The sequence below is a fragment of the Asaia sp. W19 genome, assembly GCF_003994335.1.
Lineage (GTDB): Bacteria > Pseudomonadota > Alphaproteobacteria > Acetobacterales > Acetobacteraceae > Asaia.
This window is the reverse complement of sequence record NZ_PNQZ01000016.1, coordinates 26,491-53,066: the sequence shown is the minus strand read 5'-3', so window position 1 is coordinate 53,066 and position 26,576 is coordinate 26,491. Positions and strand designations below refer to the sequence as shown.

Below are 26,576 nucleotides of genomic sequence, written 5' to 3'. Positions count from 1 at the left end.
GCTCACMGCGAAGTCGTTATCCATGGTGGAGTGCAGATACTGGCCCGACAGATAGGGACTGAAATGATGCCAGGGCCTCAGGCCGAATTCACCCTGGATACCCCGTGAGGTCTGTCCGCCCGCATTGATCGGCAGCGCAACGACAAGGGTCGAGCCCGGAATATACCCGGAGGACGAGATGTTGTGATTGGTCATGTTGAGATTGAACGCAGCGATCGAGAAATTCCAGAACCCGAAATGACGGTATCCGATCTCCTCGCTGATCGTATATTCGGGCTTCAGATTACCAACGGCCGAGATCTGCCCGGCATTGGGGTCATAGTCCGGCACGTAAGCCTCGGTCGAAACAGGCGCGCGAAACGCCGTCGTGCCATTGATATAGACCTGATTATGCGGATCGATGTGATAGGTGGCGTAGAACTGGGGCAATGGCTCGAAATAATTGCCACCGCTTTTCCAGGCGCTCGCTCCTGGCACGTTATTCGTCCCTTCGCGTTGCAGCATGACGGCCTTGAACCCAGCGCTGAGTTCGAGCTTCCCGTGAAGCAGCTTGAGCGTATCCGCAAGATAGAGCGCATTCTGCTGCTGCCAGAAATTGAGATTATCGCCGCTCAGAATGTCGCCATTGGCAAAACGGATGGGATCATAGCCATATCCCCCTACCTTCCTGCCTGCATAATCGAGCAACAGGAACTGATAGCGCTCCTCATGGCTCGTATAGGAATACCACCAGCCAAATGTGAGACTGTTATTGCCGTGCGTCCATTTGAGCGCTGTGTTGACCGCGCCCATACGCTGCTCCCAGGGATCGCGTAGAACCGTGCTCAGCATATTGTTGGTCTGATACGGAAGGTCGAGCGCCTCATAGGAAGACGTGCCCGTTCCATAAGGGACATTCCCGAAATACCCACCCGAAACGGGGATATTCTCTCCACCATCGGAGGGTCCCCATTGCTTGATGAAATAGGGTGTCGTGGTCAGTTCCAGTTCATGGGACAGGCGAAAATGCGCGGGCAGGATCACATTGATCATATTGTTGTTCTGCCGCGACAACCCATAATAAGTCACGTCGCCGGGGGTGTACTGCCCCGACAGGTTGTAATTATATCCGTATTGTTTCCACTGGTCCAAGGTCGGCGCAAGCGTTCCGTTATTGAATTGCTGGGTAAAGGCGAAGACTGCCTTGACGCTATTACCGTCACCCCACTCCTTTACCCATTTGGAATCAACGTGGTAACGTTCCTGCCGCCCGGGTCCTCGCCAGTTATTGGTGGATGTATGCGAGAACGACGCAAAACCGCGTATGCCGGAATGTCCGATATCTCCCGTATTGAGACGCAGGAACTCCTTGTTGCCGCTATGGGTACCTCCCATCCCCTCGATAAATCCACCCGCCTTGTGAGAGGGATCGATCTCGAAGGCCGCAATTTGACCGCCTGCTGCGTTTATCAGCGGCGCATCGATATCAGGCGAACCCTGGGACACGGTAAGCGATCCGAGATTCTCGCTGTCGACAAGAGTGGCCGTAGAGATTCCGTAGCTGATAGGATCCGCCTCAGGCGCGCCCTCGAAGAGAAAGCCAACCTGGCTTTGCGTCAGGCCGCGCATGGTCATCATGTCGCCTGCCGCCATTCCCAACGGATCCACTTTGGCTGATACGACCCCCGGCAAGCTCGCCATGAGGTTGACGATAGAGGTTGAGGGCGTCTGCTTGGCAATATAGTCACGCGTGACACCGCTTTGCGAACGCGGGGCCGTCTCGCGGGGCATGAGTCCGCCCCCCGGCGTGGTATTCGTGACCCCGTCAGCCGTTTTCATGCCCCCATGCACCGCGATTTCCTCGGGCAGAGCGGCCATATTCGTCACCGAGCCAACACGATCCGGTTGCCTCTCACCGCCGTGATGGCCACTGGCCGGTTTTTCTGCCGGGACCGTACGGGCCCAGAGACGCGCTGCGCATGAATCGGTGACAGCGCATGAGAGCAGGGTCGCTGCGAACAGCCGATATCGCCAAGGAAAGCTTACCATGAGGCGCTCCAGGTCACTCACCCGAGCGAAGCCCGGAGATCGTTTACATTTCGTTATGAAATGACCATGGTATGCCGCCACTTAGTTCCGCAAGTGAAATAAAGGCGTTCTGACGCTTTTCTCTCTTGCTTGTGATGGATTCCAACCCATGGCGCCTGACGGGGTCTGCAGCCCTCTCGATCAGCCACGCAGGAGCGAGCCCATATTCCAGTCTTTCCGCATGGCTGTGCGCCATTGACGACTGTTATGTGCGTTTAAGACTTCTTGAGAGCTCCGGCTCTCCCGCTGCCTTGAACGGGGCTGGAGAGGAGCGCGTGATCGCCTTGGAGATTCTGGGGTAGCGCTCTTTCATAGAGCACAAGCGAGCAGAATCCGCCTGTGCCCGGCGCAGGATACCGCTCCGCTTCCCGCCGAGGGGTTTCCAAAGGACGACCGTCCTTTGATGGAGCGTGGGGCGTGGGGCAACGCCCAATGTGGAAGCACCCCCGTCATGTCAAAGCGCGCTCATTCCTGAGCCTTCTCATGCCAGGAAAAGGCCCTTGAGGCGCGGCAGGATCAGACCTCGCCGTCGTCATCCTGCTGTTCGTCGGGCGAGGTCATCAGAGCCTCGGCCACCACGCCAGCCTGCTCACGGATGCGTCGTTCGATATCAGCCGCCATCTCAGGGTGATCGCGCAGGAACTGCTTGGCGTTCTCGCGGCCCTGGCCAACGCGGGTGCTGTCATAGGAGAACCAAGCGCCCGATTTCTCGACGATATTCGCTTTGACACCCAGATCGATCAATTCGCCGACCTTGCTGATCCCCTCGCCATACATGATGTCGAACTCGACCTGACGGAAAGGCGGGGCCATCTTGTTCTTGACCACTTTCACGCGGGTCTGGTTGCCCACCACCTCGTCGCGGTCCTTGATCGAGCCGATACGACGGATATCGAGACGCACAGAGGCATAAAACTTCAGGGCGTTACCGCCCGTCGTGGTTTCTGGATTCCCGAACATCACGCCGATCTTCATGCGGATCTGGTTCAGGAAGATAACCATGGTGTTCGAGCGCGAAACAGTGCCGGTCAGCTTGCGCAGGGCCTGGCTCATCAGACGGGCATGCAGGCCCACATGGCTGTCGCCCATATCGCCCTCAAGCTCGGCGCGCGGCACGAGGGCGGCGACGGAGTCGACCACAAGGACATCGACTGCGCCCGATCGTACCAGCGTATCGGCGATCTCGAGCGCCTGTTCACCGGCATCGGGCTGGCTGAGGAGCAGATTGTCCACATCGACGCCCAGCTTGCGGGCATAGCCAGGATCGAGCGCATGTTCGGCGTCGATGAAGGCGCAGGTCCCCCCCTTTTTCTGGGCTTCTGCGATGGCATGCAAGGCGAGCGTGGTCTTGCCCGAGCTTTCCGGACCATAGATCTCGATGATACGTCCGCGCGGCAGCCCCCCGATGCCAAGCCCGATATCGAGGCCCAGCGACCCCGTCGAGATCACATCGGCCTGCTCCTTGGGGCGCTGCCCCATACGCATGATCGAGCCCTTGCCGAAAGCACGTTCGATCTGGCTCAGCGCACCCTCGAGTGCTTTCGTCCTGTCCACGCTCATCTCTTGTCCTCCGCTCTCGTCAGTCTCGCCGAAACCTGCAGGATCGGCAATCAGCCACGAGGCGATTCGTGTTGATCGTTCACTTTTGTTCTGGGGAACATATCATGATCAAACCCCTTTTGCACAAGGGGGATAGAAGCGAAAATGCCCCCTTAAGGAGGGGGCATTTCCGGGGTTCATAGTCAGTTGTTGACGCTACCGACCGACAGGCCGCCCCCACGGGGATCCGTATCGCCCTGGCAGATGCCGCCATGGCAGAGCGAGGCATTGACGCGGCCCTGGCCCTCATGCGGTACCGTCGTGCCGGATACTGCCGCATGAACAGCCTGTGCCAGCGCATCGGCGGCATCGTTCTGGCCAGACGCGGCCAATGCCGCAACCAGGGAGCCACGGCGCTGCAGGATCGCTGCCGAGAGCAGCGGCGTCGGGTAGCGTCCCGGTGCTGCGGCCAGCAGAACGCCCGTGCCATCGGCAATGCGTCCGGTGCCGAACAGATTGTTGTCGGTCAGGGCGCAGGCAACCGCGCCGCCCTTGTTATCGGTCACGACATAAGAGGTCGAGGCAGGCAGCGCGGGCAGAGCCCCAGAGCGGCTCGATCCCGCATTGACCAGCGTCTGGGCGGCGCTCAGCAGCGCGTCACCGCTCAGGCCGTGTCGGTCTTCGCTGCGCCACGTGCCCACGACGCCCTGAGCCGAGGCCCCTGAATGGAAGGCCGCTGCCGCGCCGATACCACCATCGGCGGGCGGCGGCAGAAACGACGCTGTGTAGCCATCCTGCTCGACCTGAAGGGCCGCAAGCTGCATCGGCATGGCCGTGCGCATCGACGCGGTGGTCAGACCGGCTCCGGCGCGGTTCGCGCCATCGACAAAAATACTGCCCAGCGCGCCATTATAAAGATCGCCCACGCCCAGATTGGTCATGCGCTCAATGAAGCTCGCCAGCTGCGGCTGCACCAGTGCATCGCCATTCTGCAATGGCGCCCCATCGGGACGGCTGAAGATTGTCCGCGCGGCCTCGTCTGCGAAAAGCGGCGTGTAAACGGCCGCGATATCCTGCGCGAGAACACGGCTGACCGTGGTGCCGCTGCGGGCCAGACGCACGGACGGCCCGAGCAGATCGGCGAATTCGACAGAGCCATAGCGCAGTTGCATCGTAAACAACCCACGCGGCGTCATCGGGATCGCCGCCTGTCGCGTGGCGGATGCCGCCGCCGGCGGCGCAGCGGGCAGGAAGACGAACGCCTGCGGCGCCTCGCTGCCTCGGCTGACGAGACACGCACCGCCACCGCCAAGCGAGGCGCGCGACGGCAGTGTCACGGAAAGCGCCATACCCACAGCGGCCGCGGCATCTGCGGCATTGCCCCCGTGAACCAGCACGTCACGCCCAACCAGGGCGGCGCGCGGCTCATCGGCCACCACCGTGCCGATATAGCCGGTCACGATGGGCGTGGTCTTGCCGAACAGGCTGTGCCCGATATGCGAGACGTCACTGCACCCGGCGAGCAGCACGGCTGCCGACATGGCGCAGGCTGTACGCAGGCCGACCGTGCGCGTACGACGCCCTGCCATCGGCTGGGGAGCGGTCGTCCGGGAGGCGGTCGTCCGACGATGCGCCACGTGCTGTGTCTCCATGACCCGGCAAGCCTTCTCTCTTCTGTTCCAGTCAGGATGTCTCCGGGGTCGAAGCAGCAACCGACAGGAAATTGGGTTCGTTAACGCATCTAACCGTGATCCGGACGATGGGCAACCTGCCAGCATCGTGATGGTTTTGCGAAATCGCCCGCCCTGTCCTATTCAGGACCTCCTTGTCTTACGCCTTGCAGGATCGCCCCATGACCCGCCCGACCCGCACCAAGCTCGCCGGCGCCCTTCTGGCCCTCGGTCTGAGCGCCTCGACCAGCATCCCCGCCCTCGCCGAACCCGCGAGCAGTTTCTCGCCCCAGCAACGTGCCGAGATCGTCTCGATCCTGCGCGACGCCCTCAAGAACGATCCGAGCATCCTGAGCGACGCCATCGTCGCCCTGCGCCAGGGCGCTCAGCAGAAAGCTGCCGATGACGCGCTGACCCATGTGAAATCGGATCGCGAGCGCCTGCAGAAGGGGCCCGACTACACAATTCGTGGCAACCCCGAGGGCGATCTGACAATCGTGGAATTCCTCGATCCGCGTTGCGGCTATTGCCGCAGCATGGTGCCCGTGGTCGACGCTTTGCTGAAATCAGACACCAAGCTGCGCCTTGTCGAGAAGCTCGTCCCCGTCCTGAGCGAGAAGAGCGTGCTCGATACCCAGGCCATCTTCGCCGCCGCCCTTCAAGGCGGCTATGAAAAGATGAAGCGCGCACTGATGCAGGATACGACGCCCCCTACCCTGGACCGTATTCGCCAGCTTGCAACCGCCAATGGCCTGAATGCCGACAAGCTCGTGACCGATATGCACGCTTCGAGCGTTGCCGCGCAGATCAACGAAAATCTTGCGGAAGCTCGTCTGATCGGCCTGGACGGCACGCCCACCTTCGTATTCGGCACCAGCGCAATTATCCCGGGCGCCATCTCCGGCGAAGAAATGCGCAGCCAGATCAAGACCGCGCGCAGCGCCGCGCGCTAAAGCCGGGACCCGACTTCAGCCCCGATCCCAGCGGGGATCGAGAGCCGTGAACCCCTCGTCGTCGGGCGGCCACCCATGAGAAACCGCCCTCCCGGAGGGGAAGCGGGGCAAAGCCCCGTCTTCCTCACTTGGGAATTGTGCATTCCTTGATCTTCGCCTCGAGCCGTTCAAGATTCTTCAAAATCTCCGGCGACGGTGGCGGTGGTTCCGGACTCAGACTTTCGAGCTTCTCGATCAGCGCTTCCATCACGACCAAGCGCGAGAACCATTTCTTGTTCGAAGGCACGACGAGCCAGGGTGCGTGTTCGCAGGCCGTCGCCCGGATCGCCTCTTCATAGGCTGTTTGATAGGCAGGCCAGAAGCGGCGTTCCGCCAGATCGCTCTCATCGAATTTCCAGCGTTTGTCAGGCCGATGCAGACGCCGGAGCAGACGCTCCTGCTGGCATTCAGGCGACATATGGAGCATTACCTTGAGGATATGGATGCCTTGGCGGCTCAGATAGGCCTCGAAATCCCGGATATCCTGGAGACGATGATTCCAGAATTCGGGCTTGCCAGGATCACCCTTCATACCATTCGTATTGAGCGTATCGGCATGGACGCGCGCCACGAGAACATCCTCATAATGGCTGCGATTGAATACCCCGACCTGACCGCGCCCCGGCATGGCCATGTGCACACGCCAGAGGAAATCATGCGAGAGCTCTATGTCACTCGGCTTCTTGAACGAGACGACCTTCGTGCCTTGCGGGTTCATGCCTGTCATGACGTTCAGGATCAGGCTGTCCTTACCGGCCCCGTCCATGCCTTGAAGCACCACCAGAAGAGAATGCCTGTGCTCCGCAGCCAGACGCTCCTGCAGCGCGCCCAGATGCGCGCGCCGCTTGGTCAGCCAGGCCTCTACATGGTCCTTTCCGAGCCCGCCATGGTCGTCAGGCTTGACGGATTTGAGCTCGAAGTCGCGTCCATCCTTGATGAGGTAACGCCCGGGGAGTTTACGGGCCACGCCGAGAGTGAGTTCAGTCACTTTTTCTATCCACTGCAAGACCACCAGCTGCCTGACACACAGGCATCATTTCGATGGCGTTGATATTCACGTGGGGGGGCAGGCTGAGGAGCCATGAAACCGTTCCCGCAATATCCTCGGGCGTCAGCGGATCAGTGCCTTTGTACACATCCGCAGCCTTCTGGTTGTCGCGAAGCCGGACATTGCTGAACTCGCTGCCACCGCACAGACCGGGTTCGATCGTGCTCGCACGGATACGCGTGCCCAGAAGATCCGTGCGCAGATTGCGCATGAACTGGGCGACAAACGCCTTGGTCGCACCGTACACATTACCCCCGACATAGGGATAGGTGCCGGCAATACTGCCAAGGGTAATGATATAGCCGTGGTTGCGTTCGATCATTTGTGGAAGAAACGCGCGGGTAACCTCGACAACACCCGTCACATTCGTGTCAATCATCGTTTTCCAGTCTTCCAGCTTGGAATCCTGGGCTTTACCAACCCCGAGGGCGAGCCCGGCATTGTTGATCAGCACCTCGACCTTGCGCCAGTCCGCTGGCAGGGTCTCCGGCAGTGCAGCCACCTTTCCTGCGTCGGTCACATCCAGCACCTGGGGCAGAAACGCGTCGCCCAGTTCACGACGCAGGGCGTCCAGACGATCGGCGCGACGGCCCGTGCCGATCACACGATGCCCTTCTTTCACCAGACGTACAGCAATGGCCCGACCGAAACCGGCCGTTGCACCTGTCACGAGAATAACTGCCATCGTCTTTTTCCTCTCTGCCTCAGGGTCATGCGGATGTCGCTCCCGTTCTGACGGGTCACGTCCGTGATGGTTGCCGAATTGCCCGGACTTGCAAAACCCCATCCAATGGCCGACATTTTCTCCCATGGCTTCTGATTTCACAACGTCCACCGATGCGCTGACGGGGCGCCTCCTCATTTCGAGCCCCGTCCTCGGCGATTCAGACTTTGCCAGAAGCGTGATCTATCTCTGCGCCCATTCCGAGAAGGATGGCGCCATGGGGCTGATCATCAACAAGCGCGTGCCGCACCCGACGCTTGAAACCCTGTTCGACCAGCTCGAAATCACCCCCTCACCGCCCAAGCGTCGCATCAATCTCTGCGCCGGTGGGCCGGTAGAGCCGACGCGTGGCTTCGTGCTGCACTCGGCAGACTGGCAGCGCGACGATAGCCTGGTGGTGAATAACGAGAATTGCCTGACCGCGAGCCTGGACATCCTGCACGAGATCGCCAAGGGCGAAGGCCCTCGACAGGCACTGCTCGCGCTGGGTCACGCCTCGTGGGAGCCGGGGCAGCTGGAAGACGAGATCATCCGTCAGAATGCCTGGCTGAGTGCCCCGGCGTCGGATGATCTGATCTACGGGATCAATCACCTGTCCAAATGGCGCAAGGCGCTCGCCACGATCAATATCGACCCGCTTTCATTGTCCAATCTTGTCGGGCATGCCTGAGGCGCCTCAATGGCATTTTTCGGCCTCAGGCGGACGCGCATCCAGAATACGCGCCGCTTCGTTCTCATCGATCGGGTGGCGGTAGAATTTCTCGTAGAAGCTCTGGATCTGAGTGATCATCGCGCCCCGGTCGATATGACCGTCGCGGATGATCCGACGCGCCCAGATCAGTTGCAGCATGAGTTCAGGGCTGTAGCGATCCCAGTTGAATACCCCTGAAGGATTGCGAAAGACACGATGACCCTGTACCGCCGACAGACGGGACCAGAGGGGGTCTCCGCTCAATACGTCCGTCGATCCGGCATTGGCCCCCAGGATAATTATCTCAGGGTTCCAGCTCAGGATCTGCTCCATGGAAACAGGGCGCTTGTTGCCATGCACATTCTGGGCCGCATTGACGCCGCCGGCATCGCGTATCCATTCATCCACGATACTGCGATCGCCATCGACCGTCAGGGGGTCGAGCGACGCGATATGCAGGATACGGTGCCGTGAAGCTGCGGGCGCGCGCGCCCCTCGAGCCAGAACTTTTTCGAAATCGGCGCGATAGGATGCGGCCTGTTCTCTCGCCAGTTTCGTGCCGAGCCGCGACGCGGTGTCATCGATCGTTCTCAGCATCCCCCCGAAATCGGTAAACCCTACAGGGGCAACATCCAGTCCCACAGCCTCGAGTGAGGGGGCCACCCCGGAATCGCGCGTGACGAAAACCAGATCGGGATGAAGTGCCAGAACCGCCTCGGCATTGAGCGCCATGCTGTCGAATATCCGCGCCTGTCTCAGGGACGGCGCCACGCAAATCATCCAGGGGAAACGGGCAGGTGTGACCACACTGCCGACGATCCTGTCGACCGCACCCAGCATGATGAGCGTGGCATTATGGGCGTACCAGCCATCGACGATGCGTACGGGTGCAGCCTTCGTGGGAGCGGACTGCGCCGGGATGATCCCGCAAGCCCCAGACGCCAGGACAGCACAGAGCAGGGCAGAACGCCCTTTGGAAAAAAGGGTCATGATTTAGCTCTCCCCCGCAAAGAAACGCGCCTCTCCGATATCATGATGGGTGAGCGAGACATCATAGAACGTGCTGAGACGCCTCGCCTCCAGAATGGTGTCGGGTGTGCCCTGTGCGAGAACCCGGCCCTGCTCGAGCAGCACCACATGCGTGGCATAGCGATAGACCAGATCGGGCTGGTGCGCTGTCATCAGGATCAGCCTCCCTGCCTTCCCCAGAGCCCCGAGCAGGACCATGAGCCGGATCTGATGACCGAAATCCAGCCCAGAAAGCGGCTCATCCAGCACAAGGATCGGTGTTTCCTGCACGAGGGCGCGCGCCAGGAGCACGCGCTGATATTCCCCGCCCGAAAGGGATGTGCAGGGTCGGTCGCGCAGCGCATCCAGCCCGAGCTGCATCAGGATGCGCGTCACAATGCCCTGGTCGTCAGGCCGACTTTCCCGCATGAGCCCCGTATAGGGCAGACGCCCCATCGCCACGATCTGTCCGACGCTGTAAGGCGGCGGGGTTTCGCGGTTCTGCGGGACATAAGCCAGGATGCGTGCGAGATCACGCCGCCCGAAATCATGTACTGCACGCCCGTCAAGCGTGATCCCTCCGTCACTCGCCCGCAGGAGCCCGAGAATCAGGCGCAGCAGCGTGGTCTTCCCCGCCCCGTTTGCGCCCATCAGGCAAACCAATTGGCCCTCTGCGAAAGAGAGCGACAGATCCCGCAGGATGACCCTTCCCTGACGGGTGAAACTCAGTTTTTCGAGCCTCAGATGGGGCATCCTATAGACGCCCCTCGCGGCGGAGCTGCCTGAGCACCAGAATGAAGCCCAATGCCCCGAAAAGCTCGGTCATCATACCGAGCGGTATCTCGGAGGCGGAAAGGCTCCGCGAGGCCGTATCGGCGAGAAGCAGGCAGGATGCCCCGAGCAGAGCCGCAAGAGGCAACAGAATGCGATGAGAGGGACCCACCATGATCCGTGCCATATGAGGGATAATCAACCCGACCCAGCCGATGATTCCCGCCATGGAAACCGTCAGGGCTCCGAGGGACGTCGCGAGCACCAGGACGACCATACGCAATACGCCCACCGGCAGACCGAGGCTCCGCGCCTCATCATCGCTCAGGGAGAGCGTGTCGAGCACCCGTGCCCCCATCCAGAGAAGTGCCATGCCAAGGCAGAGCATGGGCACGACCACCGCCAGTTCTGCCCAGCTCGTACGGGCCAGACTGCCCAGCAACCAGTAGATGATGGCGGGTAACTGTTCATAGGGATCGGCCACGTATTTGAGCAGGGAAAGCAGCGCGGTGAACAGCGCACTGCTGATCAGGCCGCCCAGCAGGAGAGGTAGCACCCCCGCCTGTCCGACCAGACGGGCAATGGCAAAACCGCAGGCCACGGCACAGCATCCGCCGCAGAAACTTGCCAGCCCGATGAATGGGCCGGTGGCATGAAGCAGGATGGCTCCAGCCGCCCCGAAAGCCGCCCCGCTGAGCACGCCCAGCAGATCGGGTGAGACCAGCGGATTACGAAACACGGCCTGAAACGCGCCACCCGATACGGAGAGTGCCGCCCCGATCACGATAGCGCCGATAATCCGCGGCATCCTTGCCTGGGTCAGAACCAGATGCGTCGAGGCATTTCCCTGCCCGAGGCAGAATTGGAACAGGGCAGAAAACGAGACGGGATAACGGCCAATCATCAGGCTTGCGCAGCACAGAATGCCGAGCCCTATAAGCGCCGCGAGCAGATAGACCCGATGACTCACGCGCTCCTGTCCTTCCGCCCCTCAGACCTCGTTCCAGCGATAGAGGGCCTTGGCCGTCTTGGCGAGAGCCAAAGCAGCGGACGGTCTGAATGCCGGACAGGGAACAGCATCGCCGCGCTGAAAAAGAAGTTTCATGAAACGCAGGCATAACGCCTTATAGAAGGCGCCCACTAATCGCGCGCTCACCACCGGTCTAGGTTCTGAACGGCAGGAATGACGCGGGAAGAAGCTTTTTCCACGCTCATGCCGCAGGAACACGTGTCGAAGAAAGAGGTCTGGCATGAACCGCCCCCATATTCTCTGCCATATGATGAGCAGCATCGATGGACGGATCGACACTGACCGATGGACGCTTCCGGCTGACGGTCAGGCGCGCGACACGCTGGTCAACCAGTATTTCGCCTTGGAAGAAAGCTTCGACGCAGATGGATGGATCATCGGCCGAACCACAGCCTCGGCCCATTTTCTCAAAACGGACGATCCGATGCCCCAGGGGGCGCGCCTGCTGCCCCGAATGTCCCATATCGCCGCGGCATTCGAGAAAAAACTGGCGATCCTGATCGATCCTTCCGGCAAGCTTCGTCATGAGCGCGCCGATCTGGATGGAGATCCCGTCGTGGCCATTCTGGGCGAGAGCGTGGCCGATGCCTATCTGGAGCATCTGCGTGGGGTGGGGGTGTCCTATTGCTTTGCCGGGGAGGACGGTCACGACCTGCCTGCCGCGATGCGCGCCCTTCATCGCGATTTCGGGCGTCGGCGGCTTCTGCTCGAAGGCGGTGGGCGGATCAATGGGGCATTTCTGGAAGCAGGACTGGTCGATGCGATCAGCCTGCTGATCTATCCCGGTCTCGATGGACAGGCTGGCATTGCCAGTGTCTTCGATTACAGCGGCTCCGCCACGACACAGCCGGCTCAAGGCGTGAGCCTGCGCCTCGATCACGTGGAAACCCGAAACGATGGGGTCGTCTGGCTACGTTACAGCGTAAACAGTCCACCCTGAACGACAATAAGATTGCCCCACGGACGATATTTTTCATGCAGAAAGGCGCCGCTAATAATCGCATGCTATTGCCGATTGCGGCGCTGAAAAGACCTGATCTTGAAGCAAGATCTGGTCGGAGTGAGAGGATTCGAACCTCCGGCCCCTGCGTCCCGAACACTGAACCCTGTTGTTTATCTTCAATCATTTAGCTCATTTGGCCCACAGAGTTAGGCACAGCTTTCGTCGCGTGTTTACTGGCGTTTACGAATGCTTGTGTTCACGCGCTCAACCGGGAACTGTTGCAGTAAGGTCATGTCCAAAACCCTTGAGGCGCCTTTGAGATGCCCAGGCGAGTGATGCGCGTAGGTTTCTTCGACCATGGCCGTGTTCGAATGCCCGAGGAATCCGGCGATCTCCCATAGAGGAACGCCAGCCTGCGCCATCCATGTCGCTGCCGTGTGTCGTAAGGTGTGAGGCGTTACCCCTTCCAAACCGGCGCGAATCGTCGCAGCCCTGAAGCCTCGCTTCACGGACGCGACGCGATCTCCGGCCCATTCGATTACCCAATCCGTTTCCCTGATGGCGTGAGCTTCCTGCAAGGTGGCAAGCAGGCCGTCATTGATCGGAACACGCGCCCGTCCCTTCGCCGTTCGCGCTTTGCCCGGATCGCGCAAGTCGATGATTCGCCGATCCATATCGACCCGCGACCATGGCAGCTCGAGTAATGCTGAAACACGCGCGCCGGTGCCAAGAGCCAGGATCACGAACAGCCGGATATGAAACGCCTCGCAGCCGTCAATGAGTGCATGCGCCTCATCCCGCGTCAGCCAGCGTTCTTTCGGGGGGCTGCGGGAGGGCAGAGGGACATTCGGACATTCGGCGATGATCTTTTGCGCCGCCGCCCACCGCAACGCCGCCCGAAGCGCCTGCATCTCTGTCCGCGCCGTACTGGCGGCTATACCGGATTCCATACGCTTCTGAGCATAGGCGCGGCATTCCCGGTCAGTCACAGCCTCGGGTGGCTTCTCACCAAACCATGCAGACACCGGCTTATGCGCCCAGCCAAGACGCTCGGCCCCCGGCTTGAGGGCTTCGCGACGATCTTGAAGATAGAGGGATAGAATTTCAGTGACACTGACGGCCCTTGTCGTGGGCCGCGATAGCTCAGCAGCATACCGGGCAAGGACTAGTTCAGCCGACGCGCGATCCGTGCAGCCCGTAGAGATGCGTTTGCGCTGGTGATAGATGTGCCATGTGTCTCGCCCTGAGACGCGACAGAGGCGGGGCTTTCCTGCTTCGGACATGCGGTCTGGTTTTCGATCTCGTGAATTGCGGCCAGGGGAATGCGGATCATGGTTCTGATGCGGGTTGCGGGCAGATCGCCGGAATTGATCATCCGGTAGATCTTCGCCGTTGAGCACGCCCATTTTGTCGCGAGTGCGCGTACACCGGTGTATTCTGGAGATGTGTCTTTTCTCATTCTACCCTCTCCTTCCGATGCTCCACAAAATCGGCATAGATCGCCGCCATGACCTCAGGCGGGGCCTTGAGTGCGGCCATGACGCTCAGAACCGTGTTGATCGTGCTGTTCTGGCCCTTGATCAGAAAGCCGAGCGTACTCGTGGAAATTCTGGCCTCGACGGCCACGCTCTCCTGAGACCGGCCTTGTGCGACGATCATCCGCCGTACCCGCTCGCCCAGGAGGCGGTTAAAGGGGGTGGGGTCAGTCATGGCGTTGCCCTCCCTTTCGGCTTCTATCTGGTCCCACGTTGAAGGTCGGCGGACGTTGCAGCGCAAAGCCCGTCTCTTCCGTGAATTTCTCCGACATTCCGACAGGCAGGGAGATAGACGCTTGCACATATGCTCTGGGATAGGTCCGATGCATCGAAAATATGCCATGAATATCACCGCCGAACTTGATCAAGGCGGCCATGAACTCCCCAAGGCGAGCCTTAGATAGCGAGAGCGATTTCCCATCACCTCCGTAACCTCGCGTCACCCACGCTTCGTATCCTGCCCGCATCACTCGCCTCCCTCGCGGATGGCTGCGGCTGAAGCCGTTCTGGCTTCGTCTTCGGTTGCAAATTCATGAACCGTGTTGCCGTCATAAAACGCCCAAATCTTGGGCACACTTCGGAAGCAATCAATCTCGACCGGCTCGAAGTAGGGAACGTCTCCGTCGAGACTCTCCATGAGAGATTCGAGGTCACACCAGCCGGTTTCCTGATCTTCGACCGAGTAGAACTCCGGCTTCTTCAGCCGCTCTACCTCCCCCTCCAACTCCTTCACCCGAGCCTCAAGCGCGGTGACGTTGGCGGGGCGGTCGTATAGAGGCGTGATGACGGAATGGGGCTTACCCCGGAGCAGGCCCGCATCCAAGGTGACAAACGGCACATAAAACCCTTGAGCGATGATCCATGCTGTTGGATTTGCCCCCTCCGCGTCCTTCCGGCGCTGCTCTGCCGCGCCTCGGGCCTCGGCTTCCCTCAACTCTCTGTTCGCCCATTCATACGCTAGGGCGTAGCTCATTCCCTCGTCTGCCCAAGACTGGGCGATGTGCCGCCTCTGCGCCTCCCGTGTCCGAAACTCCGCGCTCTCCGGCTTCTGTTCGTGGGTCATCCCTCAGACCTCCGCATGTCAGCAAGGGCACGCGTCAGATCCATTGATGCCCGGCGTGTAGCGCCACGCTCCTTCGGGCAATCGTTCAACCACTTGTCATCGCTCTTTTCGATCAAGCCGTCTGCGCGCTCGATAAACCGCTTTGCCTCCGCAACGGCTGTCGCAATCGTCGTTCTGTTCATCCCCGTCTCTCCCCTGCGCTCCGGCCCTTCACGGCCTCATGCCTTTGTCCCTGCGCCGCTATCCGGGCGCGAATTGCATCCTGTGCCGCCTGCTCTTTCGTCAGGCGATCCGCTATTTCCCCGTCGCCTACCTGTGCGATATTCAACGCTTCGAGCAGGCCACGCTCTATCTTGCGAAAGGCTGCGGCGGTCATGCGGGCACCTGTTCGAGCATTTCGAAATAGATCCGCTTGCAGGCCCGCACATCGACCAGCGCGTCATGAGCGCCGTCCAGTTCTTCGCCATAGAAATGGCGGATACACTCAGCCAAGCTCGGCGCTTTGGGCTTGTCGCCATACCCTGCAGCAATCATTCGCTCGGTCGGGGGCAGGTTCACGATCGGTGAGGCGTTCATCATCGTGCAGGCTTGCCGCTCGGGCAGCTTCCAACCACGCCCAGCGCGCGCAAACATCGTGCCGACAATCTGCCGGTCAAACTTGATGTTGTGCGCTACGATCGTATCGGCAGCGCAGCACAGATCATACATCGCCCCGGCTGCGACCACTTCGCGGATACCGTATCGGCTCGCCTTCTCTGTCGTGATGCCATGCACCCTAGCCGCGCCGTCAGGGATCACCCAGCCGTCAGGCTTGATAATGACGCTCAACTGCGCCTGCTCTTCGCCTCGCTCATCCGTCAGGATGGCCGCAAGCTGTACGACATGCGGCTGGTCCTCGTGGTTGGTGGGGAGGCCATAGTTCGGCAGCCCCGTGGTTTCGGTGTCGAAGAAGAGGATACTCACGCTGCTGATCCTTCCAATTCGCGGGTTTCCTCGAGTACAACTCCATCGTCATCACGCTCGAGCGCGTCGAGCTTGGAAGGCGCTTCCGCCTCAACCCGGATCGTCGGCGCAGCGACATCCTGTGCGTCGTTCTCGTCGTCCCGGCGCATAAGGTCCTCGGCCTCGGTATCCATCGGCAACCACTTGGAGAGACGACGAAACACCGTCTTGCGGGCCATCTCGTCCCACCACTGAACCCAGGGCCCGCTCTTGCCGGCGCGGCTGACTGCGCGAACCTTTTCGATCGCGGCTACATCCATGACCTCGAACTGCGGGTCACTGCCGTCCTTGAACTTGGCGACAGCATAGGCACCGATTGCCTTTCCGCGATCGCCGGGAAAAAGCGGACGGTGTTCGATGCTCGCATCTACGCCCTGGTGCCAGACGAAGTGATCGTTCTCATAGATGACATGTGCCTGAATGCTCGCGATCTCACCGCTGTTGCGGATGCGCTTCTGAATACCGGCCAGCATCGGCATATACTGGACCTGCTGCCCAAACATCACGAGCGCGGCTTCGCGCCCATCTGGGATCAGTCCGTCCGCCGCACACTTCAGGCACGATGCGAGCAAAGATTTGCGGTCGGCGTTCATCAACCCCTGATTTTGCTGCACAACGGTCATCACGACGCGCTGAAATTTCTCAGGCTTGATGTGCGACGGAAGCGCGTTGCGAAACTCGCCCGTCATGCTCGTAATCTGGGTACGCAGCTTCTCAGTGGGGGTTGCGAGGGCATTGCTCATGCGTTTGCTTCCTTGATCTCGTAGCGGCGCGCTTCCTTCCGGCCCGGGATCATTTCTCCCGGCAGGGCAGCGCGCGGCGCCTTTTCTGGTGTGACTATGGTGCTGATGAAAAAGCCTTGGCTCCTGGCCTTCTTGGCCGTGCCCAGCTTCTCAATCAGGCGATTTTTGAAGCCCTGCTCTTCGCGTTCGATCTCCTTGCGCTTGGCCGCTGCGTGGAGCAGGCCAGAGCAGATCTCCGGCAGTTCGTTGTCGCCTTCCATGTCCGCAATCTCGTCGCGAACGGGCGAATTCATGGCGCGAAGGATCGCTCCCGTCTGGGTCGAATTATCGACGGGCGGCTCATTGCCCTCATCTATCGATTTCCAGAATGCTGCGACCTTTTGCCGGATTTTGGCAATCAGCTTCGGACGCGCCTCATAGCGATAAATGCGCAGGTCATTCCCGCCGATCAATTCGCCGACTGCTCCCCAGGTAAATCCCGAGCAGGCAAGCTGGTGCTGAAGCTGCAGCAGGATATGCAGTGGCGGCTCACCATCGACCCATGACTGCTTATGCACTCGGTAATCGACGTTCTTGATCTCAAGAGCGCCCGGTGTGGATCGCCCTTCCTCGCCGCCCTCAATGACAAAATCGAGCGTAGCACCCAGCCCGCGACACGACAGATCGGTGAAGTGGCCACCTTTGCGGATCTTCCAGCCTTCCTGTTCGGCGCAACCATACGCGATTGCCTCTTCCAGGCGGGTGCCCCAGCGCGTGCGCGGATTATCGACTTCCGGAGCGGGTGCGCGACCGGATTTGACGAGCCAGAGTCCATGCAGGCCCAGTGCGTAATCAGGCTGCGCGTCGAACAGGGCTGCGATCTCGGAGCCTCCGACATGCCTTGCGCGCAGGGCGTGCCATTCCTCGCCGGTGATTGTGAGGACTTCGCTCACGCCCCCTCTCCCTTCGCCTTGGCAAGCACGGCAGCGGCGCGCGTCAGAAGATCGCGGTCCTCCGGGGGCATCGTGAAAATGTCATGCCCGAAGCGTTCGACCATCGCTTCCAGAACATCAGCGAGTTCTGGTGACTGGGCGATAAGGCGGGCGTCGTCATGAGAAAACGCAACGAAATCGAGTCTTGGCCCGTGACGATCGCAGAACACGGACGCAATGCAGAATGGGCCACCCTCACCTATATATCCATAGCTCGGCGAGCGAGTATTATTGTATCGCGGCCGCGTGGCACTCAGAACTGTTGAGCTGCCACCCAAACACTCGACCTTCCAAGGCCCCGGCGTCCACTTCCCGCTCATGAGCGCGTCTCCTTCATTGCCGGAATAATCATCGTCGCAGCGCCATTCTTCACGCGCTCCCAATCACCGATCAGTCGGGCTGCGTGCGGGGTTCTGTTCAGGCCCCATGCAGCGTTGCGAAGGTATGCGAGCGCCATTTCTGCGTGCTCGGCTTTCTGCTGTGCGGGCGTCATTGTGCGGCCCCCTGCACCACAGGGATGCTTGCCGTTACCCCGAAGCTCTCCACCGACCAGCGCAACGACTTGGCCGCAGATCGGTCTCCGTACGCTTGGCGTATCAGGGTCTCGGCTGCGTCTTTGTCAGTCTCTTGCAAAGCCTCTGCGGCTTTGATGTGCAGTTCGGCGGAGGCCATGAGCCTGTCATGCACGTCCATCAGGAACGGCGCGTAAATCCCGTTGCCCATCACCCTGCCCTCTGCTCGAGAACGGCACGGTTCGGCAGCGCCTCACCAAGGCGACAGAACAGGCAATCGAGCTCGTCCGTATCGAACGCGCCCCGGTCATTCACGCGGGACAGCTTGGCGTTCACCTGCTGCTCTGTGCGCGTGATCAGTTCGCGGATTTCCTCGGCGATCTCCGCATCCTGGCTGACCGCCGCCTGATAGTTGCTCATCGCACTGGCGCGATAATACGGGCTGCGGGTATCGCTGCTCCGAAACTGCATTCCGTCTGGATATGCCATCTTCTCTCTCCATCACTGGAAACACTGGCCGGAAACCCGGCTTGTTCGGCCCCGGCGTACCGGGGTCGCGTCAAGCAGGGTCAGAGACAGCGGTTCAGGTGCTCGATGATCTCGGCGACAGTGAACGAGGCGATCTCTTCGTCTTCGCTCACGAGGTCTTCCAGATAGGAGCGAGTGTGTTTTGCGCGGTCGATCGATACGCTCTCGTATTCGTCTCGTTCGGCCTCTTCGAATGCATCATCGAAGGCGCTGGCTTTATCGTCGCCCATCACTTCGCCCCCTGCGCTTCGGCGATCAGGGCAAGGATCTGATCGGGGGTTTCATTGACGAAGTAACTCTCACATCCTTCAGCGTTTTGACTCATGAGGATGACATGAGCGCCAGAACCTTTTGCGAAGAACTCGGCAATATGCTGAATGTTGACGTAGTGGTGGCCCGGGATTGTTGTTCGGGTCATCAGTCTTATGAAGTTTGCCATCTGGCTTCCCCATCGGTGGTGATGGGGGGATGTTAGTGTGATGCGTCACACCACGTCAATAGAAAAGTATGACCTGTCACACCTATTGTGCAAAAAAAATGCTCGGCCTCCGCCAAGCACTTCTTTCTTGCGGCTCAGAACGTGACGCGGGGGTTCGGGCGATAGCTGGCGACGACGAGACCAAGAATGGTCACATCGGGAGATCCGACCTCATGGACCTGCTCAGATGGCAATATGGTGATAGCAGTCGCAAATTCGGGATCGGAGCTTTGCGGCCACAGCACAATCGTCCCGTCCTCGCGTTCCTGGTAAGCCTTGACCGTAGCTTCGAACTCTTCAGTTAGAGCAGACCGCTGCACAGCAACGACAAGCTCACCCGTCTGCGGCCTACGCCCGAGATCACCGAAGTTTATCACCACGACCACCGAACCATCAGGGAAGATGCGATCCATCGAAGCACCACGCACCTCGAGTGCATAACGAGGCAGTGAGGCGTACATAGGATTCATCGGAGCGGTTATCGTGTAGAAATCAGACGGGGGCCACTCAAGCGCGTCTCGCCACACGCCCGCCTGAACTTGCCCGCGCACCACGATTTGCTCGGTCATGACAGGTTGGAGCCCTGACTTCACCGGGCCCGAGGAAGGAAGCAGATCTTCAAGGGTGCATCCTAGCACGGCGGCAATCCGGCTAAGCTTGCCAGCTTTAGGATCGAGAGAGTTGCCCGCCAAGATGTCACGTACGTAGGTCGCGCCAAGGCCAGCATCGAGCGCCAGCCTTTTGGGACTGGTTCCCTTCTCCTTCATCCGTTTTTCGATTTCGTCAGCAACTGGGTGTCTTTCCATGGATGACATTATCCCATGTGAGAGATCATACCGGCAGATGCGATGCATCACACCTTTTCTTGTTGACGAGGTGTGATGTGTCACACTATCTTCCCCTCATGAACAACAATTCCAAACTCATCCAAGAGATTGAGGAATACGTTCGCCGCCGCGGTATCGCGGAGACGACGTTCGGGCGGCTGGCCGCGAGCGACAGCTATTTTGTAGCGCGCCTTCGCAACGGGGGATCGCTGCTCGTGCGCACGGAGGAACGAGTTCGTCAGTTCATGGCGAAGCCGATCCCCGAACGCACCCCTACGGAGGCCCGCCCATGAGCCTCCTGCACTTCCTCGAAATCATCATTCCCGCCTGCGCAGCCATCCGCCTGCTCGTCTGGGCGTCCGGCGTGGCGCGGGCTGCAAGCTCGGAGGAACGGTCATGAGCATCTCCACTCGCATCGCTGCCTTGCAGTGCGCTTGCAAGATTCATGAGGTAACCCACGAGGGGCTGACGGAGACGCTTCTTTGTGCCTCCGCCATGGATAGATGGCTAACGACCCATCCATCCCGCAGGGTTACCCCGCTGCGCCTCCGCAATTTGCTCAGTTGGGCCTTTTCTTCTTTGCCCATCCACAAGTTCCTTGGCGTGGGAAAAGACTTCAGAAATGTAGCTTCGATCACAGTCGTAAAAATGATCGACCGCATATTTTCCTTCGGCCTCAGCAATCGAAATAGCAAGGCGCCAGATAAGGGCCTCTCTCGTGGCGGGAAGTTCGCTCATGAGGATTCATCCTCTGGTTTTGCAGATGGTGAAAGCGCGGGGGAGCTTCCGACTCCCTCGCGCACCGATGATGCTCTGCCGCTGAAGCACGCGGCAAGCGTGTCCGTGTTTGACGCTCATATCGCTCGCCGCTTCGAGGTAAAGTCATGAGCGCCCCAGCCCCCAACCCCCCGTTTTCTCTGACTGGCACCGTCTCCGCGCTCGATCTGCAGAGCATCGCAAGCCGTCTCGAGCGCAAGGGAGGCCAGAAGTGAGCGATACGAAGCCCTGCGCCTATTGCGGCGCTCTCATCATACGCGAGGATCACATCACGAAATGGAGCTGGCAGAAGCGCCGGTTCTGCCGGGCGTTCTGCTCTGCGCAGAAAATGTCCGGCGATCGCATGGTGACGAAGGATGAGGCTGAGCGCTTCCTCGCGCTCGTGAATAAGGGGACATCGCAGAATGCGGCCGCAAAGGAGATCGGGCGGAAACAGTCGAGCCTCCTCAATGCTGCAATCAAGCACGGCCTCCTCAACGCGCGCATTCCTGCTGCCAATGACCCGTGCAGCACGTCTCCGGAGGAGATGCTTGCGCTTTTCCGGGATGGCCTGTCGTACAGCGAGATCGCTGCGCGCTGCGGCATCTCGGTCAAGGCTGTTTCCGCAAAGGTCAACCAGGCGAAGAAGCGCGAGGTTCCGGCGCCTGGGCAGCCGCGGCTCCCTGTAGCGGTCCCTGCCTCCACCCTTAACACAAGGGGGCCAGAGCCAGCCGGGTCTGATGTAAGCTGGGGCGCGCTCGGGCTTGGAATTCCCTATTTCGAAGCCCTGAAACTGACGCAGAACATGCGCGCCCTCTGACCCCATCAAATGACGACCACGACCCCCACCGCAGCCGCAAACTGCTCGACCAGACGTTGCCGCGTCTGGCCCGTAGCGTGCGGGTGCAGCACCGACCAGAGCCGGGCGGCGCGCATGATGTCGAGAGCGATCACGGGCGTATCCAACCGCTGCGTGAACCTTCTCGCATCTGCCTCGACCAGTGGCTTGTCGTGCTCGTGGGTGGTGGTGTCGTCGTCCAACTCTGAACTCCCTCAAACTGCCGGTGACAAGGCAGATGATGGAGGAAAAACATGGGAAATAATCGGTCTCTCTCGGACCTATTTCAGTCTCAAATGGACCGAAATCGGTCTTTTCCGGCGAGTGCGCGGCCAATGAGTGCTGCAGCCCTCTCAATTCGAGATTCACTCCTGCAGGCCATAGCGCGCGAGTTCCGCCCTTTCCGGTCTGCAGCCGAATACCTGGCTCGTGCTGCGAACAAGACGCCACGGGCCGCAAAGAATTGGCTGTCAGGCGCCAATGCTCCCGATGCGGAAGCACTGATCGAACTGATGGCCTCGTGTTCATCCATAGCGGACGAGGTTGAACGCCTCGTCGCTGAGCGCCGTGCGGCGCGGGAGCAAGAGAAATGCCCTGGTTTAAAATCAAAATCGGAAGGTTCGGACTTGGCCGACATGCAGGCCCCCCACCTTCCTTTCGTCTGACATTCCTGCAGGTCGTCTGGAAAGATTGGGATTTGTTCGAGGCTTGGGCGCTGTCTGAGGTCGATCGCTACAAGCGTGCGCTCGATGCAGCCCGGAAGGAGCTGCAGAAATGACCCAGGCGCTCCCGTTCGCAAAACTGCGAAATTACCTGGCCGACCAGATCGAAATGGAAGGAAGCCTATCTCGCTGGTCTGACCGTCATGGTTTCCCGAAATCAACCGTTTCTGAGGTCCTGAGCAAAAAGCGCGACATGCCCGAGAGCATGGCCAACGCGCTCGGTTTTGCCGTCCAGAAAATTGCCATTCCGATGCGAGGCCAGAATGTCTGAGTTTCCGAACGATCATAATTTCCGCGCTCAAGAAGGCGGGGTGGCTGCCGACCGTCTGCGCTCTATTATCGAGCGACATATCCGGCTTGAGGAAGAGGTGAAGGCCCTGCGCGGCGACCAGAAGGATATCATGTCCGAGGCCAAGAGCGCAGGTTACTGCCCCAAGACGATCAAGCAGGTCATTCGCATCATGAATGCTGATCCGAAGGACGTAGCCGAGGCTGAGCACTTACTCGACACATATCTGCGCGCATTAGGAGTGGGGAAATGACGGATTTTGTCCATTATCTCTGCAAGGGATGCGGGAAAACTGCGACCATGAAGCGGACCGCATTCGACTGGCGGTGCAGGAAAATGAGCCGCCCGCAGTATTGCGGGATACAGTGCATGACTACCAATCTTCACACCTTCCTTCCTCGCCTAGATACCTCGGGCGGACCCGATTCATGCTGGGACTGGCAGGGGCGACGTTGCGGTAGGGGCTATGGAATAGCGAACTTTCACAATCGGCCAATATGGGCGAGCAGACTATCCTGGATTTTGCACAACGGAGCTCCAGAAAAAGGACTTCATGTGTGTCACAGATGCGATCGGCCGCCGTGCTGCAACCCATCGCATCTTTTTCTCGGCTCTGCGGCGGAGAACAACAAAGATAAGCAGGCAAAAGGGCGTCACACTTTTGGCGAACGAGTCTCCGGCAATATCCTGTCCTACGCAGACGTAAAAGAAATTCGCCAAGCCTTAGCTTCCGGGCAAAAAGGCATCCGTCTTGCCGAGAAATACGGCGTTTCGCCGGTGACAATCTCCGCCATAAAGGTCGGAAGAATATGGAACAGCCGCGGCTCCGATTACTCGATTTTCGAGAAGGGGATGTGAGCCATGCGAGAAATAACCTTCACGCTCCCCGCGCCCTTCCCGCTGCTTAATCACAGCATCGGTGAGAGCCGATTTTCGCTCACCAACATGCGCCGGAAGATGGCCCGGTCTGTCGCCATGGCGTCGGCTGGCCTGCGGCCTCCTGAGCCGTTCAGCAAGGCGCATGTCGTGATTGAGCGGTACTCCGTGGGCTCGCCGGACAATGACGGCCTTCAGGGCGGCGCAAAGTTCCTGATCGACAGCCTGACGACGCCGCGCCTGCTCAACCAGAAAAAGGCAGATGCCAAGCGGGTCGTTCGGAACAAGCGCGGCCTTGGCTTCATTGTCGATGACGCGCCGCAGTACGCCGAAATCCAGGTGATCGGCATCAAATGCAAGCGCGCCGAACAGCGCACGGTCGTGACCATTCGCGAGGTGGTGGGATGAGCAAACCAGAACCCCTGACGCCCGAATATTGCGACCTACGTGGCTACGAATTTATGCCGCTTTTCGGTCACAAGCTATTCGCGAGCGAGTTTTACACCGAGGCAAGCGCGGATGAATTCCGTGCTGGTCTGCGTTTGTGGTGGGCAGCATGGAACCAAGTTCCCGCCGGAAGCCTGCCGAACAGTGATCGAGCACTCGCGACATTGGCCGATTTCGGGCGCGATATCGAGGCTTGGCAGGACGTAAAAGAACGCGCTCTGCACGGCTTTATCGAGTGCTCCGACGGGCGCCTTTATCACCCCATGATCTGCGCTGAAGCCATTGATTCATATGAGGAAAGGCTACGCAAGAGCAAGCGCCGGAATGACGACAAAGAGCGCCTGAAACAGTGGCGTGAAATGCGCCGAAATCAGGAGCGAAACGCATCTCATGCGGATGACACCGAGGCCGATGAAACGGAAGTGAAACGCGTTTCAAGCGCATATCAAACCGAGGAACGAAACGCCTTCGTACAACGCGCCGCGCGGCGTGACAGGGACAGGGACAGTAATACACATTCACTACGTTCATGTGACGCGGCTTCGCCCGTCGCTGAAAAGCAGACTGTCGCTGTCATCCCCCCTGATCCTCCGCTCGATGCCCGAACCGCGCTTTTCCGAACTGGGGTCGCGACCGTTCACGCCATGACCGGGATACCGGGGGCAAAGGTCCGAACGCTGATCGGGAAATGGCTGCGCGACTGTGGCGACGATTGCGCGATGCTGAACGACATCATCGCCCATGCAGCCGACACGCGGCCAGCCGAGCCGCAGGCATTCATCGCCGGGTCAATCCGCCACCGAACCGCAAGCGACTTCCGCCAACTGGAAACGAACTGGGGGCTCGATGAGGTCGATATCGACGCCGCGCTCCGAGACCACGAAAGGGCCTTGGGCCTATGAGCGAACTGATTGCAACCGATCGGCCACAGGCCGCGAAGGCCATTGCGACGTGGCTCACCCGCCTCGCCCGCATGGTCCGGCACCAGGGGCAGATGACACCGCAGGAGCGCGGGGCCATGGTCGCGGAATATGCCGAGATGCTGCTCCGCACCGATCTCCCAGACGCGGCTTTCAACTTCGACGCGCTGCACTACGTCGCGGAAGGCTGCGAGTGGTGGCCTGCGTTCTCGGTGCTTGCGTCAAAGCTCCAGGAACACTGGGCCATCAAGCGGGTCCAGATGGAGAACCGGCAGCATCCCCGCATCGCTGGGCCCGGTGACAGCGCACCCCTTTCCCCGAGCGACGAGAACTGGATGCGGTTCTGGCGCCGGAACGAGGACATGGGCTGGACGCAGGGCGATGAGAAGATCGCCGATGAGCGCGCCAAGGTCGCTCGCAAGCGTAACGGCCTGAGCATGATCCGGCGCTATGCCCCCGACGCCTACCAGCGCATCACGGGCAAGCTGGCAGAGGATCGCGGCACCGGGCACGACTGGCACGATACGCGACAACTCACGAGCACGCTCCGCGCTTTGCGAGACCATCCGTTCAAAGCCGTCATGCTTCGGGCCATCCAGGCAGCAGTGAAGAACCGGGCTCCTGAGCATCTTGGCCTCGTGCAAGACGCGATTGCGAGCGCCGGAATGGCTGCCAATCCCGAGCCTCCCAGACAGAGGGCCACAGCATGAAAAACCCAGCAAATCCGGGTGATTTCGGTACAAACGGGATTCGCGGTGTGGTAGGATCGGGCATGGATGAAGATAAGATCATCGGCGTTCTCGCCGCAGCGGGTTGGTTGATCTCTCTCGTGTTCGCTGGGCTTGCCGCTTACCTCGGTGATGGCGGAATTTCCGGCGTTCTAACTGTAGCCGCGGTGTGGTTCGGAATCCCATCGGCTGTTGTCGGTTTGGTTTTGCTCGCACGGGTGGCCTGACCATGAGCGAAACGACGAAACGCACCCTCGGCGCGGACATGATCGATCTCAGCGTTCCATGGGACAAGCGCATCGACCGGACGCACCTTGCGGCTCGGCCTGTGGATCAACAGGCTCTGAGAGCATCGAGGTTGGGCGCTGAGGGCGGTGTGAAGCGTGAGACGACAAACTCAGTGTCGGGAATTGGACCGGGCTGTACGGAGCGGAAATGGGCTCTGTATTGGATGGAGTTCAGAACCCTCTCGCTCTGCCTTCTCGTCGTCGCATCGGTCGCCGCCTGTTTGATCCTCTCCCATGGGTCGGACCTGTCGGTGATCTATGGACCAGCTTTTGTGGCTTTCTGCGCCTCGATCGCCGTCCTGTGGAAAATGGCGCGCGGTCGCGCCTCTGGTGGGGGTGCAGAACGATGAACAATTCCCACATGTGGTGCGCATTCGGTATGGCCGCCTTCCTCGATCTCGCCATTGGGGTGGTGGGCGGCCTCGCTCCCGCAGGGCTAGGCTGCTTGCTGGCCGCTTGGGGCTTCGTGCTGGGAGCATGGGTTTCTCGTGGGGAGGGGGTTTGATGGCCTTGAAGTCTAGGGAAAGACACCACCTCGGAAAGCGTGGAGCAGCAATCAGGCGAGCGAGAG

39 protein-coding genes are annotated in these 26,576 nt (G+C 60.1%); 16 read left to right on the top strand and 23 right to left on the bottom strand.

Features of this window, described 5'->3' with window-relative positions; all coding sequences use genetic code 11:
* The 3 genes from C0V97_RS04170 to C0V97_RS04160 form a co-directional block, all read right to left on the bottom strand.
* On the bottom strand, positions 1 to 2,028 hold a 2,028-nt coding region (locus tag C0V97_RS04170; protein ID WP_127101009.1), incomplete at its 3' end, for a TonB-dependent receptor.
* A 555-nt stretch (positions 2,029 to 2,583) separates the two neighbouring features.
* Positions 2,584 to 3,627 (bottom strand): recombinase RecA, encoded by a 1,044-nt coding sequence (gene recA / locus C0V97_RS04165; RefSeq protein ID WP_127101007.1) that lies wholly within the window; start codon positions 3,625 to 3,627, stop codon positions 2,584 to 2,586.
* 182 nt (positions 3,628 to 3,809) lie between these two features.
* The gene (locus C0V97_RS04160) at positions 3,810 to 5,258 is read right to left on the bottom strand and encodes a gamma-glutamyltransferase (protein ID WP_233581960.1); all 1,449 of its coding nucleotides are present in this window, start codon (positions 5,256 to 5,258) and stop codon (positions 3,810 to 3,812) included.
* Between the two features lie 200 nt (positions 5,259 to 5,458).
* On the opposite strand from C0V97_RS04160, the gene C0V97_RS04155 reads away from it, so the two are divergent.
* Positions 5,459 to 6,229: a DsbA family protein gene (locus C0V97_RS04155; protein WP_127101005.1), complete on the top strand. Its 771-nt coding sequence runs from the start codon at positions 5,459 to 5,461 to the stop codon at positions 6,227 to 6,229.
* Positions 6,230 to 6,353: 124 nt separating this feature from the next.
* Here C0V97_RS04155 and C0V97_RS04150 read toward each other — a convergent pair whose 3' ends face one another.
* The gene (locus C0V97_RS04150) at positions 6,354 to 7,256 is read right to left on the bottom strand and encodes a PPK2 family polyphosphate kinase (RefSeq protein ID WP_233581959.1); all 903 of its coding nucleotides are present in this window, start codon (positions 7,254 to 7,256) and stop codon (positions 6,354 to 6,356) included.
* Positions 7,249 to 8,001, bottom strand: coding sequence for an SDR family NAD(P)-dependent oxidoreductase (locus C0V97_RS04145; protein WP_127101003.1), 753 nt, complete (start codon positions 7,999 to 8,001; stop codon positions 7,249 to 7,251). The genes C0V97_RS04150 and C0V97_RS04145 overlap by 8 nt, the downstream gene beginning before the upstream one ends.
* Before the next feature lie 124 nt (positions 8,002 to 8,125).
* Between C0V97_RS04145 and C0V97_RS04140 the strand changes: the two genes are divergently transcribed.
* Entirely contained in the window at positions 8,126 to 8,710 is a 585-nt protein-coding gene (locus tag C0V97_RS04140) for a YqgE/AlgH family protein (RefSeq protein WP_127101001.1), read from the top strand.
* Positions 8,711 to 8,716: 6 nt separating this feature from the next.
* On the opposite strand, the gene C0V97_RS04135 is transcribed toward C0V97_RS04140, so the two are convergent.
* Genes C0V97_RS04135 through C0V97_RS04125 form a run of 3 tightly spaced genes read right to left on the bottom strand, consistent with a single transcriptional unit; the run spans position 8,717 to position 11,480 of the window.
* Positions 8,717 to 9,721, bottom strand: coding sequence for an ABC transporter substrate-binding protein (locus C0V97_RS04135; protein WP_127100999.1), 1,005 nt, complete (start codon positions 9,719 to 9,721; stop codon positions 8,717 to 8,719).
* Positions 9,722 to 9,724: 3 nt separating this feature from the next.
* On the bottom strand, positions 9,725 to 10,492 hold the full coding sequence (locus C0V97_RS04130; protein ID WP_127100997.1) for an ABC transporter ATP-binding protein: 768 nt from the start codon (positions 10,490 to 10,492) through the stop codon (positions 9,725 to 9,727).
* A 1-nt stretch (position 10,493) separates the two neighbouring features.
* Positions 10,494 to 11,480 (bottom strand): iron ABC transporter permease, encoded by a 987-nt coding sequence (locus C0V97_RS04125; protein WP_127100995.1) that lies wholly within the window; start codon positions 11,478 to 11,480, stop codon positions 10,494 to 10,496.
* Between the two features lie 280 nt (positions 11,481 to 11,760).
* Here C0V97_RS04125 and C0V97_RS04120 point away from each other — a divergent pair, with 280 nt between their 5' ends.
* Complete coding sequence (locus tag C0V97_RS04120; protein ID WP_127100994.1) at positions 11,761 to 12,480, top strand: dihydrofolate reductase family protein; 720 nt, start codon at positions 11,761 to 11,763, stop codon at positions 12,478 to 12,480.
* Positions 12,481 to 12,713: 233 nt separating this feature from the next.
* Here the strand turns inward: C0V97_RS04120 and C0V97_RS04115 are convergent, their stop codons facing one another.
* The 14 genes from C0V97_RS04115 to C0V97_RS04055 all read right to left on the bottom strand — a co-directional run bounded on the left by C0V97_RS04115 (position 12,714) and on the right by C0V97_RS04055 (position 20,169).
* The gene (locus C0V97_RS04115; protein ID WP_158625333.1) at positions 12,714 to 13,766 is read right to left on the bottom strand and encodes a site-specific integrase; all 1,053 of its coding nucleotides are present in this window, start codon (positions 13,764 to 13,766) and stop codon (positions 12,714 to 12,716) included.
* A complete protein-coding gene (locus tag C0V97_RS18865; protein WP_336985090.1) occupies positions 13,649 to 13,942 on the bottom strand; it encodes a helix-turn-helix domain-containing protein in 294 nt (97 codons plus the stop codon). The genes C0V97_RS04115 and C0V97_RS18865 overlap by 118 nt, the downstream gene beginning before the upstream one ends.
* On the bottom strand, positions 13,939 to 14,193 hold the full coding sequence (locus C0V97_RS04110) for a helix-turn-helix transcriptional regulator (protein ID WP_127100990.1): 255 nt from the start codon (positions 14,191 to 14,193) through the stop codon (positions 13,939 to 13,941). Before C0V97_RS04110 ends, C0V97_RS18865 begins: the two co-directional genes overlap by 4 nt.
* A gap of 291 nt (positions 14,194 to 14,484) precedes the next feature.
* Positions 14,485 to 15,081: a hypothetical protein gene (locus C0V97_RS04105; protein WP_127100988.1), complete on the bottom strand. Its 597-nt coding sequence runs from the start codon at positions 15,079 to 15,081 to the stop codon at positions 14,485 to 14,487.
* 178 nt (positions 15,082 to 15,259) lie between these two features.
* A complete protein-coding gene (locus C0V97_RS04100) occupies positions 15,260 to 15,457 on the bottom strand; it encodes a hypothetical protein (RefSeq protein WP_127100986.1) in 198 nt (65 codons plus the stop codon).
* Positions 15,454 to 16,044 carry a 3'-5' exonuclease gene (locus C0V97_RS04095; protein ID WP_233581958.1) on the bottom strand — a complete coding sequence of 197 codons (591 nt, stop codon included), beginning with the start codon at positions 16,042 to 16,044 and terminating at the stop codon, positions 15,454 to 15,456. Before C0V97_RS04095 ends, C0V97_RS04100 begins: the two co-directional genes overlap by 4 nt.
* On the bottom strand, positions 16,041 to 16,826 hold the full coding sequence (locus tag C0V97_RS04090) for a recombinase RecT (protein WP_127100984.1): 786 nt from the start codon (positions 16,824 to 16,826) through the stop codon (positions 16,041 to 16,043). The genes C0V97_RS04095 and C0V97_RS04090 overlap by 4 nt, the downstream gene beginning before the upstream one ends.
* Complete coding sequence (locus C0V97_RS04085) at positions 16,823 to 17,758, bottom strand: YqaJ viral recombinase family protein (RefSeq protein WP_127100982.1); 936 nt, start codon at positions 17,756 to 17,758, stop codon at positions 16,823 to 16,825. Before C0V97_RS04085 ends, C0V97_RS04090 begins: the two co-directional genes overlap by 4 nt.
* The gene (locus C0V97_RS04080) at positions 17,755 to 18,117 is read right to left on the bottom strand and encodes a hypothetical protein (RefSeq protein ID WP_127100980.1); all 363 of its coding nucleotides are present in this window, start codon (positions 18,115 to 18,117) and stop codon (positions 17,755 to 17,757) included. The genes C0V97_RS04085 and C0V97_RS04080 overlap by 4 nt, the downstream gene beginning before the upstream one ends.
* A gap of 169 nt (positions 18,118 to 18,286) precedes the next feature.
* Positions 18,287 to 18,520: a hypothetical protein gene (locus tag C0V97_RS04075; RefSeq protein ID WP_127100978.1), complete on the bottom strand. Its 234-nt coding sequence runs from the start codon at positions 18,518 to 18,520 to the stop codon at positions 18,287 to 18,289.
* Positions 18,520 to 18,798, bottom strand: a complete 279-nt coding sequence (locus C0V97_RS04070) for a hypothetical protein (protein ID WP_127100976.1) — start codon at positions 18,796 to 18,798, stop codon at positions 18,520 to 18,522. The genes C0V97_RS04075 and C0V97_RS04070 overlap by 1 nt, the downstream gene beginning before the upstream one ends.
* A gap of 80 nt (positions 18,799 to 18,878) precedes the next feature.
* Positions 18,879 to 19,070, bottom strand: a complete 192-nt coding sequence (locus tag C0V97_RS04065; RefSeq protein WP_127100974.1) for a hypothetical protein — start codon at positions 19,068 to 19,070, stop codon at positions 18,879 to 18,881.
* Positions 19,067 to 19,276: a hypothetical protein gene (locus C0V97_RS04060; RefSeq protein WP_127100972.1), complete on the bottom strand. Its 210-nt coding sequence runs from the start codon at positions 19,274 to 19,276 to the stop codon at positions 19,067 to 19,069. The genes C0V97_RS04065 and C0V97_RS04060 overlap by 4 nt, the downstream gene beginning before the upstream one ends.
* A gap of 134 nt (positions 19,277 to 19,410) precedes the next feature.
* A complete protein-coding gene (locus C0V97_RS04055) occupies positions 19,411 to 20,169 on the bottom strand; it encodes a LexA family transcriptional regulator (protein WP_233581961.1) in 759 nt (252 codons plus the stop codon).
* A 29-nt stretch (positions 20,170 to 20,198) separates the two neighbouring features.
* Between C0V97_RS04055 and C0V97_RS04050 the strand changes: the two genes are divergently transcribed.
* From C0V97_RS04050 to C0V97_RS04040, 3 genes are all read left to right on the top strand, one after another.
* Positions 20,199 to 20,435, top strand: a complete 237-nt coding sequence (locus C0V97_RS04050; RefSeq protein WP_127100968.1) for a hypothetical protein — start codon at positions 20,199 to 20,201, stop codon at positions 20,433 to 20,435.
* A gap of 103 nt (positions 20,436 to 20,538) precedes the next feature.
* Positions 20,539 to 21,030: a hypothetical protein gene (locus tag C0V97_RS04045; RefSeq protein WP_127100966.1), complete on the top strand. Its 492-nt coding sequence runs from the start codon at positions 20,539 to 20,541 to the stop codon at positions 21,028 to 21,030.
* Between the two features lie 100 nt (positions 21,031 to 21,130).
* Entirely contained in the window at positions 21,131 to 21,718 is a 588-nt protein-coding gene (locus C0V97_RS04040) for a sigma factor-like helix-turn-helix DNA-binding protein (RefSeq protein ID WP_127100964.1), read from the top strand.
* 5 nt (positions 21,719 to 21,723) lie between these two features.
* Here the strand turns inward: C0V97_RS04040 and C0V97_RS04035 are convergent, their stop codons facing one another.
* Positions 21,724 to 21,939, bottom strand: coding sequence for a hypothetical protein (locus C0V97_RS04035; RefSeq protein ID WP_062164660.1), 216 nt, complete (start codon positions 21,937 to 21,939; stop codon positions 21,724 to 21,726).
* A gap of 132 nt (positions 21,940 to 22,071) precedes the next feature.
* Here C0V97_RS04035 and C0V97_RS18285 point away from each other — a divergent pair, with 132 nt between their 5' ends.
* The 10 genes from C0V97_RS18285 to C0V97_RS18280 all read left to right on the top strand — a co-directional run bounded on the left by C0V97_RS18285 (position 22,072) and on the right by C0V97_RS18280 (position 26,510).
* Entirely contained in the window at positions 22,072 to 22,401 is a 330-nt protein-coding gene (locus C0V97_RS18285; protein WP_158625332.1) for a hypothetical protein, read from the top strand.
* A gap of 109 nt (positions 22,402 to 22,510) precedes the next feature.
* Positions 22,511 to 22,729, top strand: coding sequence for a hypothetical protein (locus C0V97_RS04025; protein ID WP_233581957.1), 219 nt, complete (start codon positions 22,511 to 22,513; stop codon positions 22,727 to 22,729).
* Complete coding sequence (locus C0V97_RS04020) at positions 22,722 to 23,000, top strand: DUF2312 domain-containing protein (protein WP_127100960.1); 279 nt, start codon at positions 22,722 to 22,724, stop codon at positions 22,998 to 23,000. Before C0V97_RS04025 ends, C0V97_RS04020 begins: the two co-directional genes overlap by 8 nt.
* Positions 23,001 to 23,116: 116 nt before the next feature.
* Positions 23,117 to 23,605, top strand: a complete 489-nt coding sequence (locus C0V97_RS04015; protein WP_158625331.1) for an HNH endonuclease signature motif containing protein — start codon at positions 23,117 to 23,119, stop codon at positions 23,603 to 23,605.
* Between the two features lie 3 nt (positions 23,606 to 23,608).
* Positions 23,609 to 24,031 (top strand): hypothetical protein, encoded by a 423-nt coding sequence (locus C0V97_RS04010; RefSeq protein ID WP_127100956.1) that lies wholly within the window; start codon positions 23,609 to 23,611, stop codon positions 24,029 to 24,031.
* Positions 24,028 to 24,972 (top strand): DUF1376 domain-containing protein, encoded by a 945-nt coding sequence (locus C0V97_RS04005; RefSeq protein WP_158625330.1) that lies wholly within the window; start codon positions 24,028 to 24,030, stop codon positions 24,970 to 24,972. The genes C0V97_RS04010 and C0V97_RS04005 overlap by 4 nt, the downstream gene beginning before the upstream one ends.
* Complete coding sequence (locus C0V97_RS04000; RefSeq protein ID WP_127100952.1) at positions 24,969 to 25,700, top strand: hypothetical protein; 732 nt, start codon at positions 24,969 to 24,971, stop codon at positions 25,698 to 25,700. The genes C0V97_RS04005 and C0V97_RS04000 overlap by 4 nt, the downstream gene beginning before the upstream one ends.
* The gene (locus C0V97_RS03995) at positions 25,697 to 25,945 is read left to right on the top strand and encodes a hypothetical protein (protein WP_127100950.1); all 249 of its coding nucleotides are present in this window, start codon (positions 25,697 to 25,699) and stop codon (positions 25,943 to 25,945) included. Before C0V97_RS04000 ends, C0V97_RS03995 begins: the two co-directional genes overlap by 4 nt.
* Before the next feature lie 2 nt (positions 25,946 to 25,947).
* Positions 25,948 to 26,355, top strand: coding sequence for a hypothetical protein (locus C0V97_RS03990; protein ID WP_127100948.1), 408 nt, complete (start codon positions 25,948 to 25,950; stop codon positions 26,353 to 26,355).
* Positions 26,352 to 26,510, top strand: a complete 159-nt coding sequence (locus C0V97_RS18280; protein WP_158625329.1) for a hypothetical protein — start codon at positions 26,352 to 26,354, stop codon at positions 26,508 to 26,510. Before C0V97_RS03990 ends, C0V97_RS18280 begins: the two co-directional genes overlap by 4 nt.
* Positions 26,511 to 26,576: the final 66 nt, after the last annotated feature.